The sequence below is a fragment of the Paenibacillus sp. J22R98 genome (assembly GCF_059383835.1).
In genome coordinates, this window is the sequence record NZ_JBXENW010000002.1 from 785,513 (window position 1) to 801,080 (window position 15,568).

Annotated in this window: 15 protein-coding genes and 1 riboswitch; of the genes, 10 read left to right on the plus strand and 5 right to left on the minus strand. The window is 50.0% G+C overall.

Annotated features, from left to right (window positions below):
* The first annotated feature begins 195 nt into the window (after window positions 1–195).
* From AC50Y3_RS08985 to AC50Y3_RS09000, 4 genes are all read left to right on the plus strand, one after another.
* Window positions 196–867, plus strand: coding sequence for a succinate dehydrogenase cytochrome b558 subunit (locus tag AC50Y3_RS08985; RefSeq protein ID WP_494818416.1), 672 nt, complete (start codon window positions 196–198; stop codon window positions 865–867).
* A 26-nt stretch (window positions 868–893) separates the two neighbouring features.
* Window positions 894–2,639 carry a succinate dehydrogenase flavoprotein subunit gene (gene sdhA, locus AC50Y3_RS08990; RefSeq protein WP_494818417.1) on the plus strand — a complete coding sequence of 582 codons (1,746 nt, stop codon included), beginning with the start codon at window positions 894–896 and terminating at the stop codon, window positions 2,637–2,639.
* Between the two features lie 14 nt (window positions 2,640–2,653).
* Window positions 2,654–3,418: a succinate dehydrogenase iron-sulfur subunit gene (gene sdhB / locus AC50Y3_RS08995; RefSeq protein ID WP_494818418.1), complete on the plus strand. Its 765-nt coding sequence runs from the start codon at window positions 2,654–2,656 to the stop codon at window positions 3,416–3,418.
* 199 nt (window positions 3,419–3,617) lie between these two features.
* Complete coding sequence (locus tag AC50Y3_RS09000; protein WP_494818419.1) at window positions 3,618–3,878, plus strand: hypothetical protein; 261 nt, start codon at window positions 3,618–3,620, stop codon at window positions 3,876–3,878.
* A gap of 66 nt (window positions 3,879–3,944) precedes the next feature.
* On the opposite strand, the gene AC50Y3_RS09005 is transcribed toward AC50Y3_RS09000, so the two are convergent.
* A complete protein-coding gene (locus AC50Y3_RS09005; protein WP_091221031.1) occupies window positions 3,945–4,253 on the minus strand; it encodes a winged helix-turn-helix transcriptional regulator in 309 nt (102 codons plus the stop codon).
* A gap of 226 nt (window positions 4,254–4,479) precedes the next feature.
* Between AC50Y3_RS09005 and AC50Y3_RS09010 the strand changes: the two genes are divergently transcribed.
* Window positions 4,480–5,319 carry a DUF695 domain-containing protein gene (locus AC50Y3_RS09010; RefSeq protein ID WP_494818420.1) on the plus strand — a complete coding sequence of 280 codons (840 nt, stop codon included), beginning with the start codon at window positions 4,480–4,482 and terminating at the stop codon, window positions 5,317–5,319.
* A gap of 15 nt (window positions 5,320–5,334) precedes the next feature.
* Here AC50Y3_RS09010 and AC50Y3_RS09015 read toward each other — a convergent pair whose 3' ends face one another.
* The 3 genes from AC50Y3_RS09015 to AC50Y3_RS09025 all read right to left on the minus strand — a co-directional run bounded on the left by AC50Y3_RS09015 (window position 5,335) and on the right by AC50Y3_RS09025 (window position 8,113).
* On the minus strand, window positions 5,335–6,243 hold the full coding sequence (locus AC50Y3_RS09015) for an EamA family transporter (RefSeq protein ID WP_494818421.1): 909 nt from the start codon (window positions 6,241–6,243) through the stop codon (window positions 5,335–5,337).
* Window positions 6,244–6,387: 144 nt separating this feature from the next.
* Entirely contained in the window at window positions 6,388–7,197 is an 810-nt protein-coding gene (locus AC50Y3_RS09020; protein WP_494818422.1) for a histidinol-phosphatase, read from the minus strand.
* Between the two features lie 13 nt (window positions 7,198–7,210).
* Entirely contained in the window at window positions 7,211–8,113 is a 903-nt protein-coding gene (locus AC50Y3_RS09025) for a LysR family transcriptional regulator (RefSeq protein ID WP_494818423.1), read from the minus strand.
* 186 nt (window positions 8,114–8,299) lie between these two features.
* Here AC50Y3_RS09025 and AC50Y3_RS09030 point away from each other — a divergent pair, with 186 nt between their 5' ends.
* Window positions 8,300–9,574 (plus strand): MFS transporter, encoded by a 1,275-nt coding sequence (locus tag AC50Y3_RS09030; RefSeq protein WP_494818424.1) that lies wholly within the window; start codon window positions 8,300–8,302, stop codon window positions 9,572–9,574.
* A gap of 192 nt (window positions 9,575–9,766) precedes the next feature.
* A complete protein-coding gene (locus AC50Y3_RS09035; protein ID WP_494818425.1) occupies window positions 9,767–10,414 on the plus strand; it encodes a metal-dependent hydrolase in 648 nt (215 codons plus the stop codon).
* A 59-nt stretch (window positions 10,415–10,473) separates the two neighbouring features.
* On the opposite strand, the gene corA is transcribed toward AC50Y3_RS09035, so the two are convergent.
* On the minus strand, window positions 10,474–11,409 hold the full coding sequence (gene corA / locus AC50Y3_RS09040) for a magnesium/cobalt transporter CorA (RefSeq protein ID WP_494818426.1): 936 nt from the start codon (window positions 11,407–11,409) through the stop codon (window positions 10,474–10,476).
* Window positions 11,410–11,887: 478 nt separating this feature from the next.
* A riboswitch (SAM riboswitch) is annotated at window positions 11,888–11,994 on the plus strand.
* Window positions 11,995–12,088: 94 nt separating this feature from the next.
* Here corA and metA point away from each other — a divergent pair.
* Genes metA through AC50Y3_RS09055 form a run of 3 tightly spaced genes read left to right on the plus strand, consistent with a single transcriptional unit; the run spans window position 12,089 to window position 15,400 of the window.
* On the plus strand, window positions 12,089–13,006 hold the full coding sequence (metA, locus tag AC50Y3_RS09045) for a homoserine O-acetyltransferase MetA (protein ID WP_494818427.1): 918 nt from the start codon (window positions 12,089–12,091) through the stop codon (window positions 13,004–13,006).
* Window positions 13,007–13,045: 39 nt separating this feature from the next.
* Entirely contained in the window at window positions 13,046–14,206 is a 1,161-nt protein-coding gene (locus AC50Y3_RS09050; RefSeq protein ID WP_494818428.1) for a PLP-dependent transferase, read from the plus strand.
* Window positions 14,207–14,212: 6 nt separating this feature from the next.
* Window positions 14,213–15,400, plus strand: coding sequence for an aminotransferase class I/II-fold pyridoxal phosphate-dependent enzyme (locus tag AC50Y3_RS09055; RefSeq protein WP_494818429.1), 1,188 nt, complete (start codon window positions 14,213–14,215; stop codon window positions 15,398–15,400).
* Window positions 15,401–15,568: the final 168 nt, after the last annotated feature.

The following is a 15,568-nucleotide window of genomic DNA, read 5'->3' on the forward strand; positions in this document are numbered from 1 at the left end:
AAAATGTTATAACAATTAATGAATAATAAGCAATATCATTATAAGCGGAAAAGGAGTATCATGTGTACTGTGCCACCATAATGTGTAAATCTATTATTTATTGACGCCCTCTGGGCCTAGAGTTACAATGGAGAATGGTTTTGGCGAATTATGGCGAATGCTACCCCACAGTTTGGAAAGGAGAACGTACAAGTTATGAAAGGAAATTCGTATTTATCGCGTAAGATCCACTCCTTACTCGGAGTAATTCCGCTCGGTCTGTTCATCATTGAGCACATGATTACGAACTATTCGGCCTATGAGGGTGGAGCACAGGGGTTTTCGGATAGCATCAAGTTTTTGAATGATCTTCCGCTCGTTTTCTTCCTGGAATTGTTCGGCATCTGGCTGCCGCTATTGTTCCACGGCGTGTATGGATTATATGTTGCTTATCAGTCGAACCTGAATACCGGTCAGTTCAAATATGGACGTAACTGGGCATTTGCGGCTCAGCGTATTACCGGTGTAATTACGTTTATTTTTATCTTCTGGCATCTTTACCAAACCCGTTTGCAAGTTATGCTCGGTGAAGTAAAGCATGAGGAGCTCGGCAGCTTAATGCACGATATTACAAGCAACGGCTTCTACTTTGTGCTTTATATCATTGGTGTTCTTGCTGCCACGTTCCACTTCAGCAACGGCATGTGGGCTTTCCTTGTAAGCTGGGGCATTACAGTCGGACCGCGCGCACAACGCATCTCCTCAATCCTTTGGATGGGCGTATTTGTCATCGTGGCGGTGTTGTTCCTATTGTCGCTTGGTGCATTCCGCGGCGATGAGTTTAAGGAAGCAGCCTCTGCTGCTCTGCAATTGACGAATCTCGTTTAAGTTTTGAGACAAGGAGTGATAATGTAATGGCTAAAAACAAAATTATTGTCGTTGGCGGCGGTCTAGCCGGTCTAATGGCTACTATAAAAGCGGCAGAAGCAGGCGTTCACGTCGATTTGTTCTCCGTTGTGCCGGTTAAACGGTCGCACTCCGTATGTGCACAGGGCGGCATTAACGGCGCGGTTAATACGAAGGGTGAAGGCGACTCCACTTGGGAGCATTTTGATGACACCGTTTATGGCGGTGACTTCCTTGCGAACCAACCTCCTGTAAAAGCAATGTGCGATGCAGCGCCGGGCATCATTCACTTGATGGACCGCATGGGCGTTATGTTCAACCGTACGCCGGAAGGCTTGCTTGATTTCCGTCGTTTCGGCGGTACGCAATATCACCGTACTGCTTTCGCGGGTGCTACGACAGGCCAACAATTGCTGTACGCACTGGATGAGCAAGTTCGCCGCTGGGAAACAGCCGGACTTGTAACGAAGTACGAGCACTGGGAATTCCTCGGCTCTATTCTGGATGACGAAGGCGCTTGCCGCGGTGTAACCGCTCAAGATCTTCGCTCCATGGAAGTACATACCTTCGCTGCGGATGCTGTTATTTTGGCGACAGGCGGCCCTGGTATTATTTTCGGCAAAACAACGAACTCCGTCATTAACACTGGTACAGCCGCGAGTGCGGTATACCAACAAGGCGTTCATTATGCGAACGGTGAGTTCATTCAAATTCACCCAACGGCGATCCCGGGCGATGACAAGCTTCGTCTGATGTCGGAATCGGCGCGCGGCGAAGGCGGACGTATTTGGACGTATAAAGACGGCAAGCCTTGGTACTTCCTGGAGGAGAAATATCCGGCATACGGAAACCTTGTTCCGCGTGATATCGCGACTCGTGAAATCTTCGACGTATGCGTAGAGCAGAAGCTCGGCATCAACGGCGAGAACATGGTTTACCTTGATTTGTCCCATAAAGATCCGAAGGTACTGGACGTTAAGCTTGGCGGTATCATTGAGATTTATGAGAAGTTCATGGGAGATGACCCGCGTAAAATTCCGATGAAAATCTTCCCAGCGGTTCACTATTCCATGGGCGGCATGTGGGTTGACTACAATCAAATGACGAACATTCCCGGCTTGTTCGCTTGCGGCGAATGTGAATATCAATATCATGGCGCGAACCGTCTCGGTGCGAACTCGCTGCTCTCCGCCATCTATGGCGGCATGATTACGGGACCTAAAGCGGTTGAATACATCAAAGGCCTTAAGAAATCGGCTGAAGATATTTCTTCCTCCGTTTATGACCGAGCGAAAAAACAGCAAACCGACAAGTTTGAAAGCATCTTGAACATGAACGGTACCGAGAACGCGTATGTCCTGCACAAAGAACTCGGCGAGTGGATGACGAACAACATGACCGTTGTACGTTTCAATAAGAAACTTGAAGAGACGATCGCGAAAATCAAAGAGCTGAAGCAGCGTTATCAGAATATCAATATCAACGATTCTGCGCGCTGGAATAACGCGAGCGTAGCGTTCACACGTCAGCTGTGGAACATGATGGAACTTTCCGAAGCGATGACACTTGGCGCTCTTATGCGCAACGAGAGCCGCGGTGCTCACTACAAACCGGAATTCCCGGATCGTAACGATGATGACTTCTTGAAAACAACTAAAGCGACTTGGACGCCGGAAGGTCCGCAAATTTCGTACGAAGAAGTCGATGTCTCTCTCATTAAACCGCGTAAACGCGACTACTCGAAGGAAAAATAGAAAGGAGAATAACGATGGCGGAAACTTCAGTTGCATCAAAAACAGTCAAGCTGATCATTACGCGTCAAGACGCTCCGAACTCTCAGCCTTACACGGAAGAGTTTGAAATTCCATATCGCCCGAATATGAACGTAATCGGCTGCCTCATGGAAATCCAGCGTAACCCGAAGAAACAAGACGGACAAGGAACAGCGCCGGTATGCTGGGAATCGAACTGTCTGGAAGAGGTTTGCGGCGCATGCTCCATGGTCATCAACGGCAAGCCTCGTCAAGCCTGCAGCGCGCTGATCGACAAATTGGAACAACCGATTCGTTTGCAGCCAATGAGCACGTTCCCGGTTGTGCGTGACTTGGTCATTAACCGTGATCGGATGTTCAATGCGCTTAAGAAGGTAAAAGCTTGGATTCCGATCGATGGTACGTATGATCTGGGTCCCGGACCGCGTATGGCGGAAACGAAACGCCAATGGGCGTATGAATTGTCCAAATGTATGACCTGTGGGGTCTGCTTGGAATCCTGCCCGAACGTCAACGACCGCAACAGCTTCATCGGACCAGCGGCCATTTCGCAGGTTCGTCTGTTCAATGCTCACCCAACGGGCGAGATGAACCAAGAAGAACGTCTGGAAGCGCTGATGGAAGATGGCGGTATCGAAGGCTGCGGTAACTCGCAGAACTGCGTACGTTCTTGTCCGAAAGGCATTCCGCTGACGACTTCGATTGCAGCGATTAATAAAGATACTACTAAGCATTTGTTTAAAAAATGGTTGGGGATGTAGGGTAAAGATAGGGCTCCCGTGGTGGGGCACTTCGCACAGCTATTCCGATTTGCGCTCCCGTGGTGCTTCGCACCAAAGTCGCGCAAATTCGGAATAGCTGTTGCTGCGTTTCCGCACCAAAGTCGCTCCATTTTACCCCTGCTTGGGGCAGGGGGAAATGCGTTTCGTGGCTGCTCCTCTGCTTAGCGAGGGACACGGCATGCAGGCGGTACGCTTCGGCACTCCCGTGGTGCTTCGCACCAAAGTCGCTCCAAATTCGTACCGCCTGCGGCGTCCGTTCCCGGGGCTGCTCCAGAGTCGCTTCAAACCGATGACACTCGCTCCAGAGTCGCGCGAAACCAGAGACAAGCGCTCCCAAGTCGCGCCACAGAACAAAGACCGGCTCCAGAGTCGCGTGAAACAGTCGCATATGAAAAAGGCGTATCCAATTTCCGTTGAATACGCCTTTTTGTTATTTTAGCGAAAGGTGCAACATTATCGGATGTTTTCCCGTAAGTAAAAAAGCTGCCGTAAGCTACGGCAGCCTTTAACACCAATTCTCGCCCCAATCTTGAATCGATTGGATAACGGGTTCTAGTCCCCGTCCCTTTGCGGTTAATTCATATTCAATTCGAACCGGCATTTCCGGATAGACGTTACGTTTAATGATATCGAATTGTTCGAGCTCTTTCATCCGGTCGGTCAGCATCTTATCGCTCATCTCCGGGATTTGCTCTTTCATTTCCTTAAACCGTTTCGGCCCGCCGAGCAGAACGCGAACGATCATGCCAGTCCATTTCTTCCCGAGCAACTCAGTTGCGCACTCATACTTTGGGCACATCTTGGAATAATCCACGTTATCACCCCGCTTTCAATGTTTCTATTGTAGCACATGACGTTTTCAAAAGGGAGGGCTATTCGTCAATACAAGACAAATGCTTTTCATTCATTATATACTATACTTAAGTTAGTTGCATCCGCCTGGGGTATTTTTCCAAATTGCTTATTAACTTTGCTTGCACTGCCGAAATAATTCTAAGATACTGTAGTAATGCTATTATACCACGATATTGAGGTGCCGGATGTCGGACAACTGGGGATTTTATGAACGCCGGACGGAATCGGAGCAGCTGCGCGTGTTGATTAATGTCGGATATCGAAACTCCGCTCCAATCATACCGTATACGGATTTACTCTCGATTACGATTAACTTATATCCGGTTCGCGCGCACAATCGCTCGAATCGGGATTTTGTCAAACAATTGGAGCAGTTGGAATCTAAACTTGAACATTGGTTGAACCGTACTGCGGGGGCCATCTATATTGGGCGAATCAATGCAGCTACGCGGCTTGAGTTTTATTATTACACGAAAGGGGAGAGCCCTAATCTTCCCGACATCCACTCTTGGCTGGATGAGAACTGGCCTTTCCGAGCACAGGTCTATCGCAAAACAGATCCACAGTGGGAGTTTTACATGTTCATGCTGCCGGATACGCTTGAGGAGCTGTTTGTGCACAATGCACAGATGATCTATGCGCTTATCCATAAAGGGGACAATATTGGGCAGCCCAGAAACGTCTATCACTGGCTGTTGTTTCGTGAGGACGATGACCGCCGCGAAATTGAGTCGATGCTGACAGGGCTTGGCTATGTAATCGAGAAGGAGAAGGAAGGGAACCCTGAGCAGGGCTACCCCTATCCACTCGTGATAAGTCGTTTCGAGGATGTTCGGCTCGATACGGTTAATGAGCGCGTGCGTGAGCTTCATTCGCTGCTGGCAGGCAGTGGGGGACGATATGATGGTTGGGGCTCGGTGATGAAACTGTCAGCAGCAGGGCGGTTCCGCCGATATATACGCCGAAACCTGAGTAACTTCGAATCTACGCTACGCAAAGTGTTTCTGAGACGTAACTCCGAATGATGAATGAGTAATCCGTTATAGACGAATTAGGACAAGACCGGCAATGGTCAGCACGAAAGCCGTCCATTGATAAACATTCAGTCGTTCGCGGTACAAGATGATGGCGCCTGCGGCGACGACCAAACTGTTGGCTGCAAAAATGGGACCGGCTATGTTGGCACGGCCCGTTTCGAGCGCGACAGCGTAGAGCTGAAGTCCGCCGTAAGAGAAAAGGCCGGCGACTAGCCCCCATTTCATCCCAATTGACGGAGCGCGAAGCGATTTCTGCATGATGCTTGAAACTTCATCAGCACGAAAGCTGCCGAGTGATGTTCTGCGGCTTCGCTCTTGGCGGGCGACCCCGGCAAACCAAACAATAGATAAGCTGTAAGCGACGAATAAGATCGGAGCGCTGGCTAGTCCAAGGTCACCTGTGACCTTCAGACCTCCATTGCGAATCGCGAAGAGCAAAATGCTGATGCCAACGTAGAAATACCATCGCGGCGCTATACGGAAGGCCTTCTCTTTGCCTCGCATGGAGACAAGCACAACGGCTAACAGCAGCAGCAGGACGCCGCCAAGCTCCGTTTTCGAGAGCTGTTCATTGTAGCCAAAGGTGCCAAGTGCGATAACAAGAATGATATTCATGTTCGTAAGCGGTGATGTCAGACTGGCGGGACCCCATTCCAGCGCTTTCATGAAGAGCGCGTTTCCGAGGGCGGACCCTGCACCGATGAGCAAGCCGGCGAGCCAAACCCGCGGATCGGCTAGCGATGGCAGCAGCGTGTGCTCCAACGCGGCGTGAATGCCAAATCCGCAGGTCCCAGAAATATAAAGACCCAGAAGCAGATAAGCGGAGGAACCGCTCTGCATCTGGGACACCTTCATCCACCAGCCAGCCAACCCGAACAGTACCGCACTGCCGACGGCTGCTGCAAACCACATTGTCAATTCCACCTTTAATAAATGTTACACAAATGAAATGGTTCTGTTATGGTTCCTTCATATTGGAGGGGTATTATAGTAACCAAGACCCCCTTTTGATTATATATGACTTCGGACCTGCCGCGTGCAGGTCCACTTTTTTATCTATAGGCCTACACGAACCGGCTTCTTGTTTTTGTAATAAAACCATTCCGTAAACCCGATTTCCTTCAGACGCTTCGCAACAAGCTCCCAATCTTCGCCGACACGGCTCGGCTTATGGGCATCAGACCCGAACGAAACCGTCACGCCAAAGTGCAGTGCACGCTCCAATATCGCATCAGAGGGATACCAGCCCCCCGCATCTTTGGTTTTACCGGAGGTGTTAATTTCAATGGAGACGCTGCTCTCCCCAATGACTTTCAGGCAATCATCGATTGCTTCATCTGCGGCAAGTGCGGAGAAAGCAGGGTAATAGCCTTTCATCGCATCGATATGACCGAGAATTTGGAACATGCCGCTCCGTGCCGATTGGCCGATAAGCTCGTAATAATGGCGTTTTTCATCAATTTGCTGTGCTTCAGAGAGGTTCTTCCAACGATTGCGATTGAAGATGCTGACACCTCGCGACTGATGGACGGAACCGATAATATAGTCAAAAGGATAACCGGCATACACATCGCGATAAACCTGAGCGTGCTGAGGAAAGAAGTCGGACTCCACGCCGAGCAGCACGTCGATGGTGCCCTCATACTTAGCTTTTAGCTTCAGCACTTCCTCGACATAACGGGCAAATTCGCTTTTTCCCATTGCAATGCCTGGATTCGGTTGTTCCTGATCGCTTGCGAAATAAGGCGAATGATCGGAAATGCCGATGACGGATAGACCTGCCTTGATCCCTGCCTTAATATAGTCCTCGATATTATCGTCTGCATGTCCGCACCGGAAGTGATGCGTATGTAAGTCGAATTTCAAACTGAATCTCCTCCTACTCGCTGCTAATGAAATGATCTTCGGGCATACCCTTCAAATCGCTCAAAAACTGCTGCATTGCTGAGTTGATATATCGTCCTGACTTATAAACTAAACCGACCGGATGGCTCATATCGAGCTCATTCACTTTAATCCGCTTGAGCGTGCCCAACTGAACCTCTTTGGCAATGGATAGCTTAGACACCACTGCAGCGCCTAAATTGATCTCGACCATCCGCTTCACTTCCTCGCTGCTCGAAAGCTCCATCACGATGTTCGGGTGCAAGTTGTATTTGCGGAAAATTTGATCCAGAAAACGTCGTCCTAATGTGTCCGGTGAGAGCATAATCATGGGAATGTCCTTGAGCGATTCTACGGTAGTATGCTTCAAATGGCTCATGGGATGCTCGGGAGCAACGACCAGTTCGTAGGTGTCATAGTACAGGATCGATGTTTCCACATTCGGATTGCGTTCCGACAGATAGGTGATGCCGATATCTACACTGCCATTCTCTACACTGGCCATAACACCTGAAGAGGGCATGGAGTGAATCGTTGTTTTGATCAGCGGGAATTGATTTTGAAAATAAGACAGCACCCGAGGCAAAATTTGAATCGCGATCGATGAGGTTGTTCCCAGCACGATATGACCCTGCGGCGTTTGGCTTAGGTCAGAGAGCTTCTGCTTCAGTTCTTCTACGATGGCTAATATGCGCTCGGCGTGATCAAGAAACACTTGTCCGCGGTCCGTTAAGGTGACGGGTTGATTCCGATCAATTAGAACCGTTTTAAACTCATCCTCTAAGCTTTTGATTTGGGCAGAAACAGCCGGCTGCGTTAGATTAAGCAGCTCTCCTGCTTTACGAAAGCTCATGGTGCGTGAGATGGTTAACAACGTTTCAAGTTGGTTAATATTCACGGAATCCCTCCTTTAGCGATTAAAGATTTTTATCACAGCTATATATCATTATAATGTAAAATCAGCTCGACGGCAAAAGTGTCAAACAGTGGGTAAGCCAATATGAGTTCGAGCAGGATTCAATTACAATGCTGTCGAATGTTGGTTATAGGTGACAATTCATGCGCTATTAAAGGGGCGAAAAGGATGAATCCGAAGGCAGTACGCAGCTGGATGATGTACGATTGGGCCAATTCTGCTTTTGTCACGACCATTATGGCCGCGGTTATGCCGATCTACTACAAAACGGTGGCAGGCGCAGATTTGAGCGGCAATACAGCTGAGAATTACTGGGGCTACACGCAAACCATTGCGATGATTTTCGTTGCCATCCTATGTCCGATTATGGGAGCGATTGCTGACTATTCAGGATCGAAGGTTCGTTTCTTATCGGTGTTCATGTTTATCGGCTCTATCGCAACGATCTGTATGGCGCTGGTCGGGACGAATGATTGGCTGCTTGCTTCTATATTGGTTGTCATCGGCACGATCGGCTATGCCGCCTCCAATACGTTCTATGATGGATTAATCACGGAGGTTTCGACACCGGAAACACTGAATGCCGTGAGCAATAAAGGGTATGCGATGGGTTACTTAGGCGGCGGTTTACTGCTGCTGGTCAATTTAATCATGATCGAGAAATGGTCGTTAGTGGGCTTCCCCAATAAAACAGTTGCCACGCAGACCGTCTTCGTTACGGTTGGGATTTGGTGGATCCTATTCTCGCTTCCGATTATGCGCAATGTGAAGGAAACGGCCAAAGGGACTTCCGATGGTTTCGGAGATATGATGCGGAGAGGGATGCAGCGCATCAACAGCACGATGAAGACGTTGAAGCATTACCCGGAGCTGCTCAAGTATATGGCATCCTTTTGGTTCTTCAATGATGGCATTAGTACGGTTATCGTTATGGCAACGATCTATGGCAGCGGCATCGGGATTGAGACCATGGATTTGATTGCCGCTTTGCTTATTACACAGTTTGTCGGCTATCCATGCACACTGCTATTCATCCGATTCGCCTCACGTATCGGGATGAAGAAGTCACTTTATTGCTCACTGCTTGTGTATGTGCTGATTGTTATGCTTGGCTATTTCATGACGAGCGCACTTCACTTCTATGCATTGGCCGTGTTGGTCGGCTTCGTGCAAGGAGGGAGCCAAGCGACGGCAAGGTCACTGTACGCCACATTGGTGCCGCCTTCGCGAACCGCCGAGTTTTTCGGCTTCCTGAGCTTATCCAGTAAGTTCGCTGCAGTAGCGGGGCCGGCCGTCTTCTCCGTTGTCGGTACGATAACCGGCTCCAGTCGTTTAGGTATACTGGCGCTGCTGGCGTTCTTCATCATTGGCATCATCCTGCTGTACTATGTGAATTTAGATAAAGGCCGCAAGGAAGCGCTGGCAGGAGAGGGACTAGTGTAACCAACTGCCCGACATACATCGTTGACATCATACGAAGGCATCGTTTGGAAGTACTTCAAGCGATGCCTTTTACATGTCGGAATTCCTATTGAATGACGATGGAAAAGAAGGTATAATCATTCAAAAAGCGAACTGACGTTCGATGGCGATGATTATTCTATCTACATAGTCAGTCAGAATGAGGAGGCCAATATGAAAGGAACGACACATTTAGCCATTGGCGTCGCAATCGGGGTGGTTGCTGCAGCTACGCATCCCATCACGCTGACCAATGCTGCGGCGTTTATCATTGTTGCGGCATTTTCCGCACTTAGCGCGGATTTGGATGGGACGAATATGCTGAGCAGCAAGCTTAGCAAGCCGGCAAGGGTAATCCGCGCCCTTATGCTGTGGGGCGGAGTCGCGGCAGCTGTAGCAGCGGCGTATTATTATTGGTTTGAAGCTGTCTTTTATCCATATCTGACGATTGCCGCAGCAGCCGTCTTTCTTCTGGGCATGATTTCTCGCAATGGCATGATTCGGGATGCGCTCGTGAGTATAATTGGCGTTGGATTAATGTATGCAGGGTATGTGATCGGTCATCGTTGGCTGATGGGTCTTGGTCTGTATGTTGCGTGGGTGCCCTGGCTGAACCACCGGGGGTTAACGCATACCGTCTGGGCTGTAGTTGCCTGGGGGGCGATCGGTTGGGGGCTGGAGCAGCAGCTTGAGATCGAAGGCATTGCCTACACCGCGATAAGCGGGTATCTGTCCCATCTTATAGCGGATACATTAACGCCAAGCGGCGTCAAATGGCTGTACCCGCTGACCAAGAAGACCTTTAAGCTTCCGTTCGGTTAATATAGAAAAAGCTCTCCTGAGGCCGCGAGCGTCCCTGGAGAGCTTTTTTAATTAGCCGTTCACAGCCATTCTTTCTTGCGGAAAATGAAAAACATCCCGAAACCGAGCAAGAGCATAAACGTGAGCAGCAAGTAAGAGCCGCCGTGCAGATGGAGCCCAGGTATAAAGTCGAAATTCATTCCGTAGATACCGGTAATGAACGTGAGTGGCATGAAGATCGTGGTTAGCGCGGTAAAGACGCGCATGATTTCATTCGCGCGGTTCGCAAGCGAAGACTGGTAAGCCTCTCGTAAGTTGCCCATCAGATCGCGGTAGGTCTCGAAAGTCTCGGCGATTTTGACGGCATTCTCATAGATATCGCTAAAGTACTTCTGCAATTGATCGTCGATAAGTTTCAAGTCTTTCTTATTGAGTGTTGCAATAAGCTCCTTCTGTGGTCCAAGTACTTTCTTGAGCCAGAGAATTTCGCTTCGAAGTCCGATAATTTCATTCAGATGCGATTTCTTGGTGTGAACCAGAATATCTTCTTCCAAGCTTTCGATCCGCGCCTCAATCCGATCGCCGACGAGGAAGTAATTATCAACGACGATATCGACCAAATGATAGAGGAAACGGTCGGGGCGGCTGACTTGCTCTTCAAGCAGGACCGGCTTCAACGTGCGAAGCTCGTTAATTTTCTGTTTCGTAACGGTAATAATATAATGGCGGCCCAGAAAAATGTTCAGGGCACGTAGGAAAATTTCTTCATCATCAAAACGGATGCTGTTTATTACAATAAAATAATGGCCTTCATGAATTTCGATCTTAGGCCGTTGCTCTTCTTCACTCAAACAGTCTTCGACAGCCAGCTCATGCAGCGCGAATATCGGCTGGAGCACAGCGAGGTCATCCACATCGGCATCAATCCAGTAGAAGCCCTCGGCAGGCGGCACGACGGCAGCTTGAATGTCATCAACCGGTGTGAATACACCTTGATTCACGTGACGGATCTTCATCCGCGTTCCTCCTCTCGTTGTTGCAGTAATTCCCGGATGCCGGTTATGAGGAGGAGAACAGAATCAGGCAACATCAAGCAAGCCATGTCGCGCGGTGCCGTGCTGCTTGCTCTAGTCCATCTATCTAGAAGCGGCGCGTTTGCGAATAGGGTTGGATGACATAAGCCTTCCTGCTATCTTCCGTGTAAACCGGTTATCAGTGCGGTTGCCCGCAGGCCTCGGGTCGCCTTCCATAGTCGTAAACACCCCTTTAATGGTCAATTATTCACTGCTTAAAGCGTAATTCTTGTCTAGTATACTCCGACAATGTCTTTCCATTCAAGAAGAAAGTAGCGTGCATGGTTCTGTATCAGCATATGCAGGGAAAAGCCCATGGTTACGCGATTCTTGTCGATGGTGAAGGGGGAGCTCCTTGACGGGAATAAAGGAATGATTTAAAGTAAGAACTAAGGTATTTCATTAATTAAATAAGCAAGCTTTCTTATCAAGAGCAGGCGGAGGGACTAGCCCGATGAAGCCCGGCAACCGGCGTGTAAACGTACGGTGCTAATTCTTGCGGAAACGTATGTTTCTGAGAGATGAGAGGCGCATGAACGATACATTTGTGCCCCTCTCTAATGAGAGGGGCTGTTTTCATTGCGCTCCTCAGTGACAATCCAAGCAGACTGGAGAGATTATCATGCCGATTAAAGTACCAGACCAACTACCTGCGAAAGATGTTTTGACTGATGAGAATATCTTTCTAATGGATGAGAGCGTTGCCTATCATCAAGATATCCGTCCGCTCCGGATAGCCATTCTCAATTTAATGCCCACCAAAGAAACGACGGAAACACAGCTGCTCCGTTTAATCGGGAACACGCCGCTGCAGGTGGAAGTCGTGCTGCTTCATCCGCGGACTCACACGTCGAAGAATACGTCGTCCGAGCATTTGGAGTCGTTTTATAAAACGTTCGATGATATTAAGCATGAATACTATGACGGCTTGGTTATTACCGGAGCCCCTGTAGAGACGCTGCCATTCGAAGAGGTCAACTATTGGGAAGAGCTGCAGGATATTATGGATTGGTCGGCTCGTCGTGTAACGTCAACCTTCCACATCTGTTGGGGCGCACAAGCCGGATTGTATCACCATTACGGCATTCCCAAATACGAGCTGGCGGATAAGGTGTTCGGCGTATTCCCGCATACGGTTGAGAAGCGCAATGTTCCGCTTGTACGCGGCTTTGATGAGCTGTTCCTAGTTCCGCAATCGCGTCATACGGAAGTTCGCCGCGATGACATCGCCAATATAGAGGATCTGGATATCCTGTCTGAATCGCCGGAAGCCGGCGTTTATCTGGTTGCCTCCAAGGACGGCAGACAAATATTCGTAACCGGTCATTCGGAATACGATCCGTTGTCACTCAAGGCTGAATACGATCGCGATGTAGCCAAAGGAATGGATATTGCTTTGCCGAAGAATTACTATCCAAACAACGATCCGTCGAAGGTTCCGCTGTCGAGCTGGAGAGCGCATGCCAATCTGCTGTTCTCGAACTGGTTGAATTATTATGTTTATCAGCAAACCCCGTATGATTTGGGTGCAGGCATTTAAATAAGAAGTTCAATATTCGACGAGAGGGAGTCACTTCAGATGAAAATAGAAAGCCGCTTAGCACAAATTGGATCCATTAAAGAGCCTGTTACCGGAGCAATCAGCTTCCCGGTGTACCAAGCAACAGCTTTCCGCCACCCGAAGCTTGGCGAAAGCACGGGCTTTGACTATGCTCGCACGAAGAGCCCGACCCGCAGTGTGCTTGAAGAAGCGGCTGCGGAGCTGGAGTCCGGCGACGCTGCGTTTGCTTGCAGCAGCGGCATGGCTGCGCTGACGACTGTCTTCTCGCTGTTTGGCCAAGGCGACCATTTGCTCGTTTCCTTGGATCTATACGGCGGTACATACCGCTTGCTGGAGAAGATTATGACTCGCTTCGGCGTGTCAGCTTCTTACGTCGATACGAATGATATTGATGCGATGAACCAGCTGGTTACGCCGGCTACGAAAGCGATCTTGATCGAGACGCCGACGAATCCGCTGATGATGATTACAGATTTGGAGCGCGTTTGTTCATGGGCGAAGTCCAAAGGCTTGCTGTCCATTGTAGATAACACGCTGCTTACTCCGTTCTTCCAACGTCCAATCGAGCTTGGTGCCGACGTCATCGTGCATAGCGCAACGAAGTACCTTGGCGGCCACAATGACGTGCTGGCGGGCCTTATCGTAACGAAGGGCAAGGAACTATCCGCCGAGATGGGATTCCTTCACAACTCGCTTGGCGCTGTTCTGGGACCACAGGATTCGTGGCTTCTGATGCGCGGTATGAAGACGCTGGCGCTGCGGATGGAACGCCATCAAGCGAATGCAACGGCGATCGCGAACTGGCTGCTAACGCATGAAGTGATAGAGGACGTATATTACCCTGCGCTGCCTCATCACCCGGGTCATGAGATACAGAACCGTCAGTCCTCCGGCAACACCGGTATCTTCTCGTTCCGCTTGAAGAAAGCAGCTTATGTGGAGCCGATCCTTCGCCATATTAAGCTGATTGCTTTCGCCGAAAGCCTCGGCGGCGTGGAATCGCTGATGACGTATCCGGCCGTACAAACGCATGCGGATATTCCGCTGGAAATTCGTCAGAAAATCGGCGTAGATGACCGTCTGCTTCGTTTCTCAGTCGGCATTGAGCACGTGAATGATTTGATCGCGGATTTGGCGCAAGCCTTTGATGCAGCAAAACGTGAGCTTGGGGAGGCATAAATCATCATGGCAGAGCAGAATCCGGACAAAAGCAAAGGTAATGACAGCGCCGAGAAACAATTTGCAACGAAATTGATTCATTTCGGGGCGGAGATCGATGGACAAACCGGCGCATCGAGCGTGCCGATTTATCAAGCTTCTACGTTCCATCATCATGATATTTTCAACCCGCCGACGTACGATTACAGCCGTTCCGGCAATCCGACGCGGCAGGCTTTGGAAGATTACATTACGCTGCTTGAAGGCGGCGTTCGCGGCTTTGCATTTGCATCCGGTATGGCAGCGATCTCGACAGCGTTCCTGCTGTTCTCGACAGGCGATCACATCATCGTCACCGAGGACGTTTACGGCGGGACCTACCGCCTGCTGACAACGGTGCTGAACCGTCTTGGCATTGAGTCCACGTTCGTGGATATGACGGACTTTGAAGCAGTGAAAGCAGCGCTCCGGCCGAATACGAAGGCGGTCTTCATGGAGACCCCTTCTAACCCGACGCTGAAAATCACCGATATCGGTGAAGTCGCGGCTTGGGCGAAGGAGCATGAGCTGATTACATTGCTGGACAATACGTTTATGACGCCGTACCATCAGCGCCCAATCGAGCTCGGGGTCGATATCGTCCTGCACAGCGCTACGAAGTTTCTGGGCGGCCACAGCGACGTTCTTGCAGGCCTTGCCGTTGTGGCAACTGAAAGCCTCGGCCGCAGGCTGAAGCAGCTGCAGAACGGTCTTGGCACCGTTCTGGGTACGCAGGAGTCATGGCTGCTAATCCGCGGCATGAAGACGCTTCAAGCGCGTATGGAGCACAGCGAGCGCAGCGCTCGCAAGCTGGCAGAATGGCTCGACAACAATCCGGATGTTACACTCGTGTATTATCCGGGTCTTGCGAACCATCCGCGCCGCGAAGTGCATGAGAAACAATCGAAGGGTTACGGCGCAGTCGTATCCTTCGATGTGGGTGACGGCGAACGCGCCAAAGCCGTTCTCAGCCGTGTGAAGCTGCCGCTTGTCGCGGTAAGTCTTGGTGCTGTTGAAAGTATTTTGTCTTATCCGGCCATGATGTCGCATGCGGCGATGCCGCGCGAGGTTCGTCATGAACGTGGCATCACAGATGGTTTGCTTCGTTATTCCGTCGGTTTAGAGGATATCGATGATCTGATTGCGGATCTGGATCAGGCGCTTAAAGGGGAATAAGGCGGAATGCTCCATTCGAAGCTCTGGCTTCGAACGGAAACCAATCCGTATATGGCGGAATGCTCCATTCGAAGCCTTGGCTTCGAATGGAAACCAATCCGCCTAAGGCGCAAATAATGCGATACGCGGCAGTCCCGGCGGACTAGCCGCGTTTTTCGCCGTTTAGGC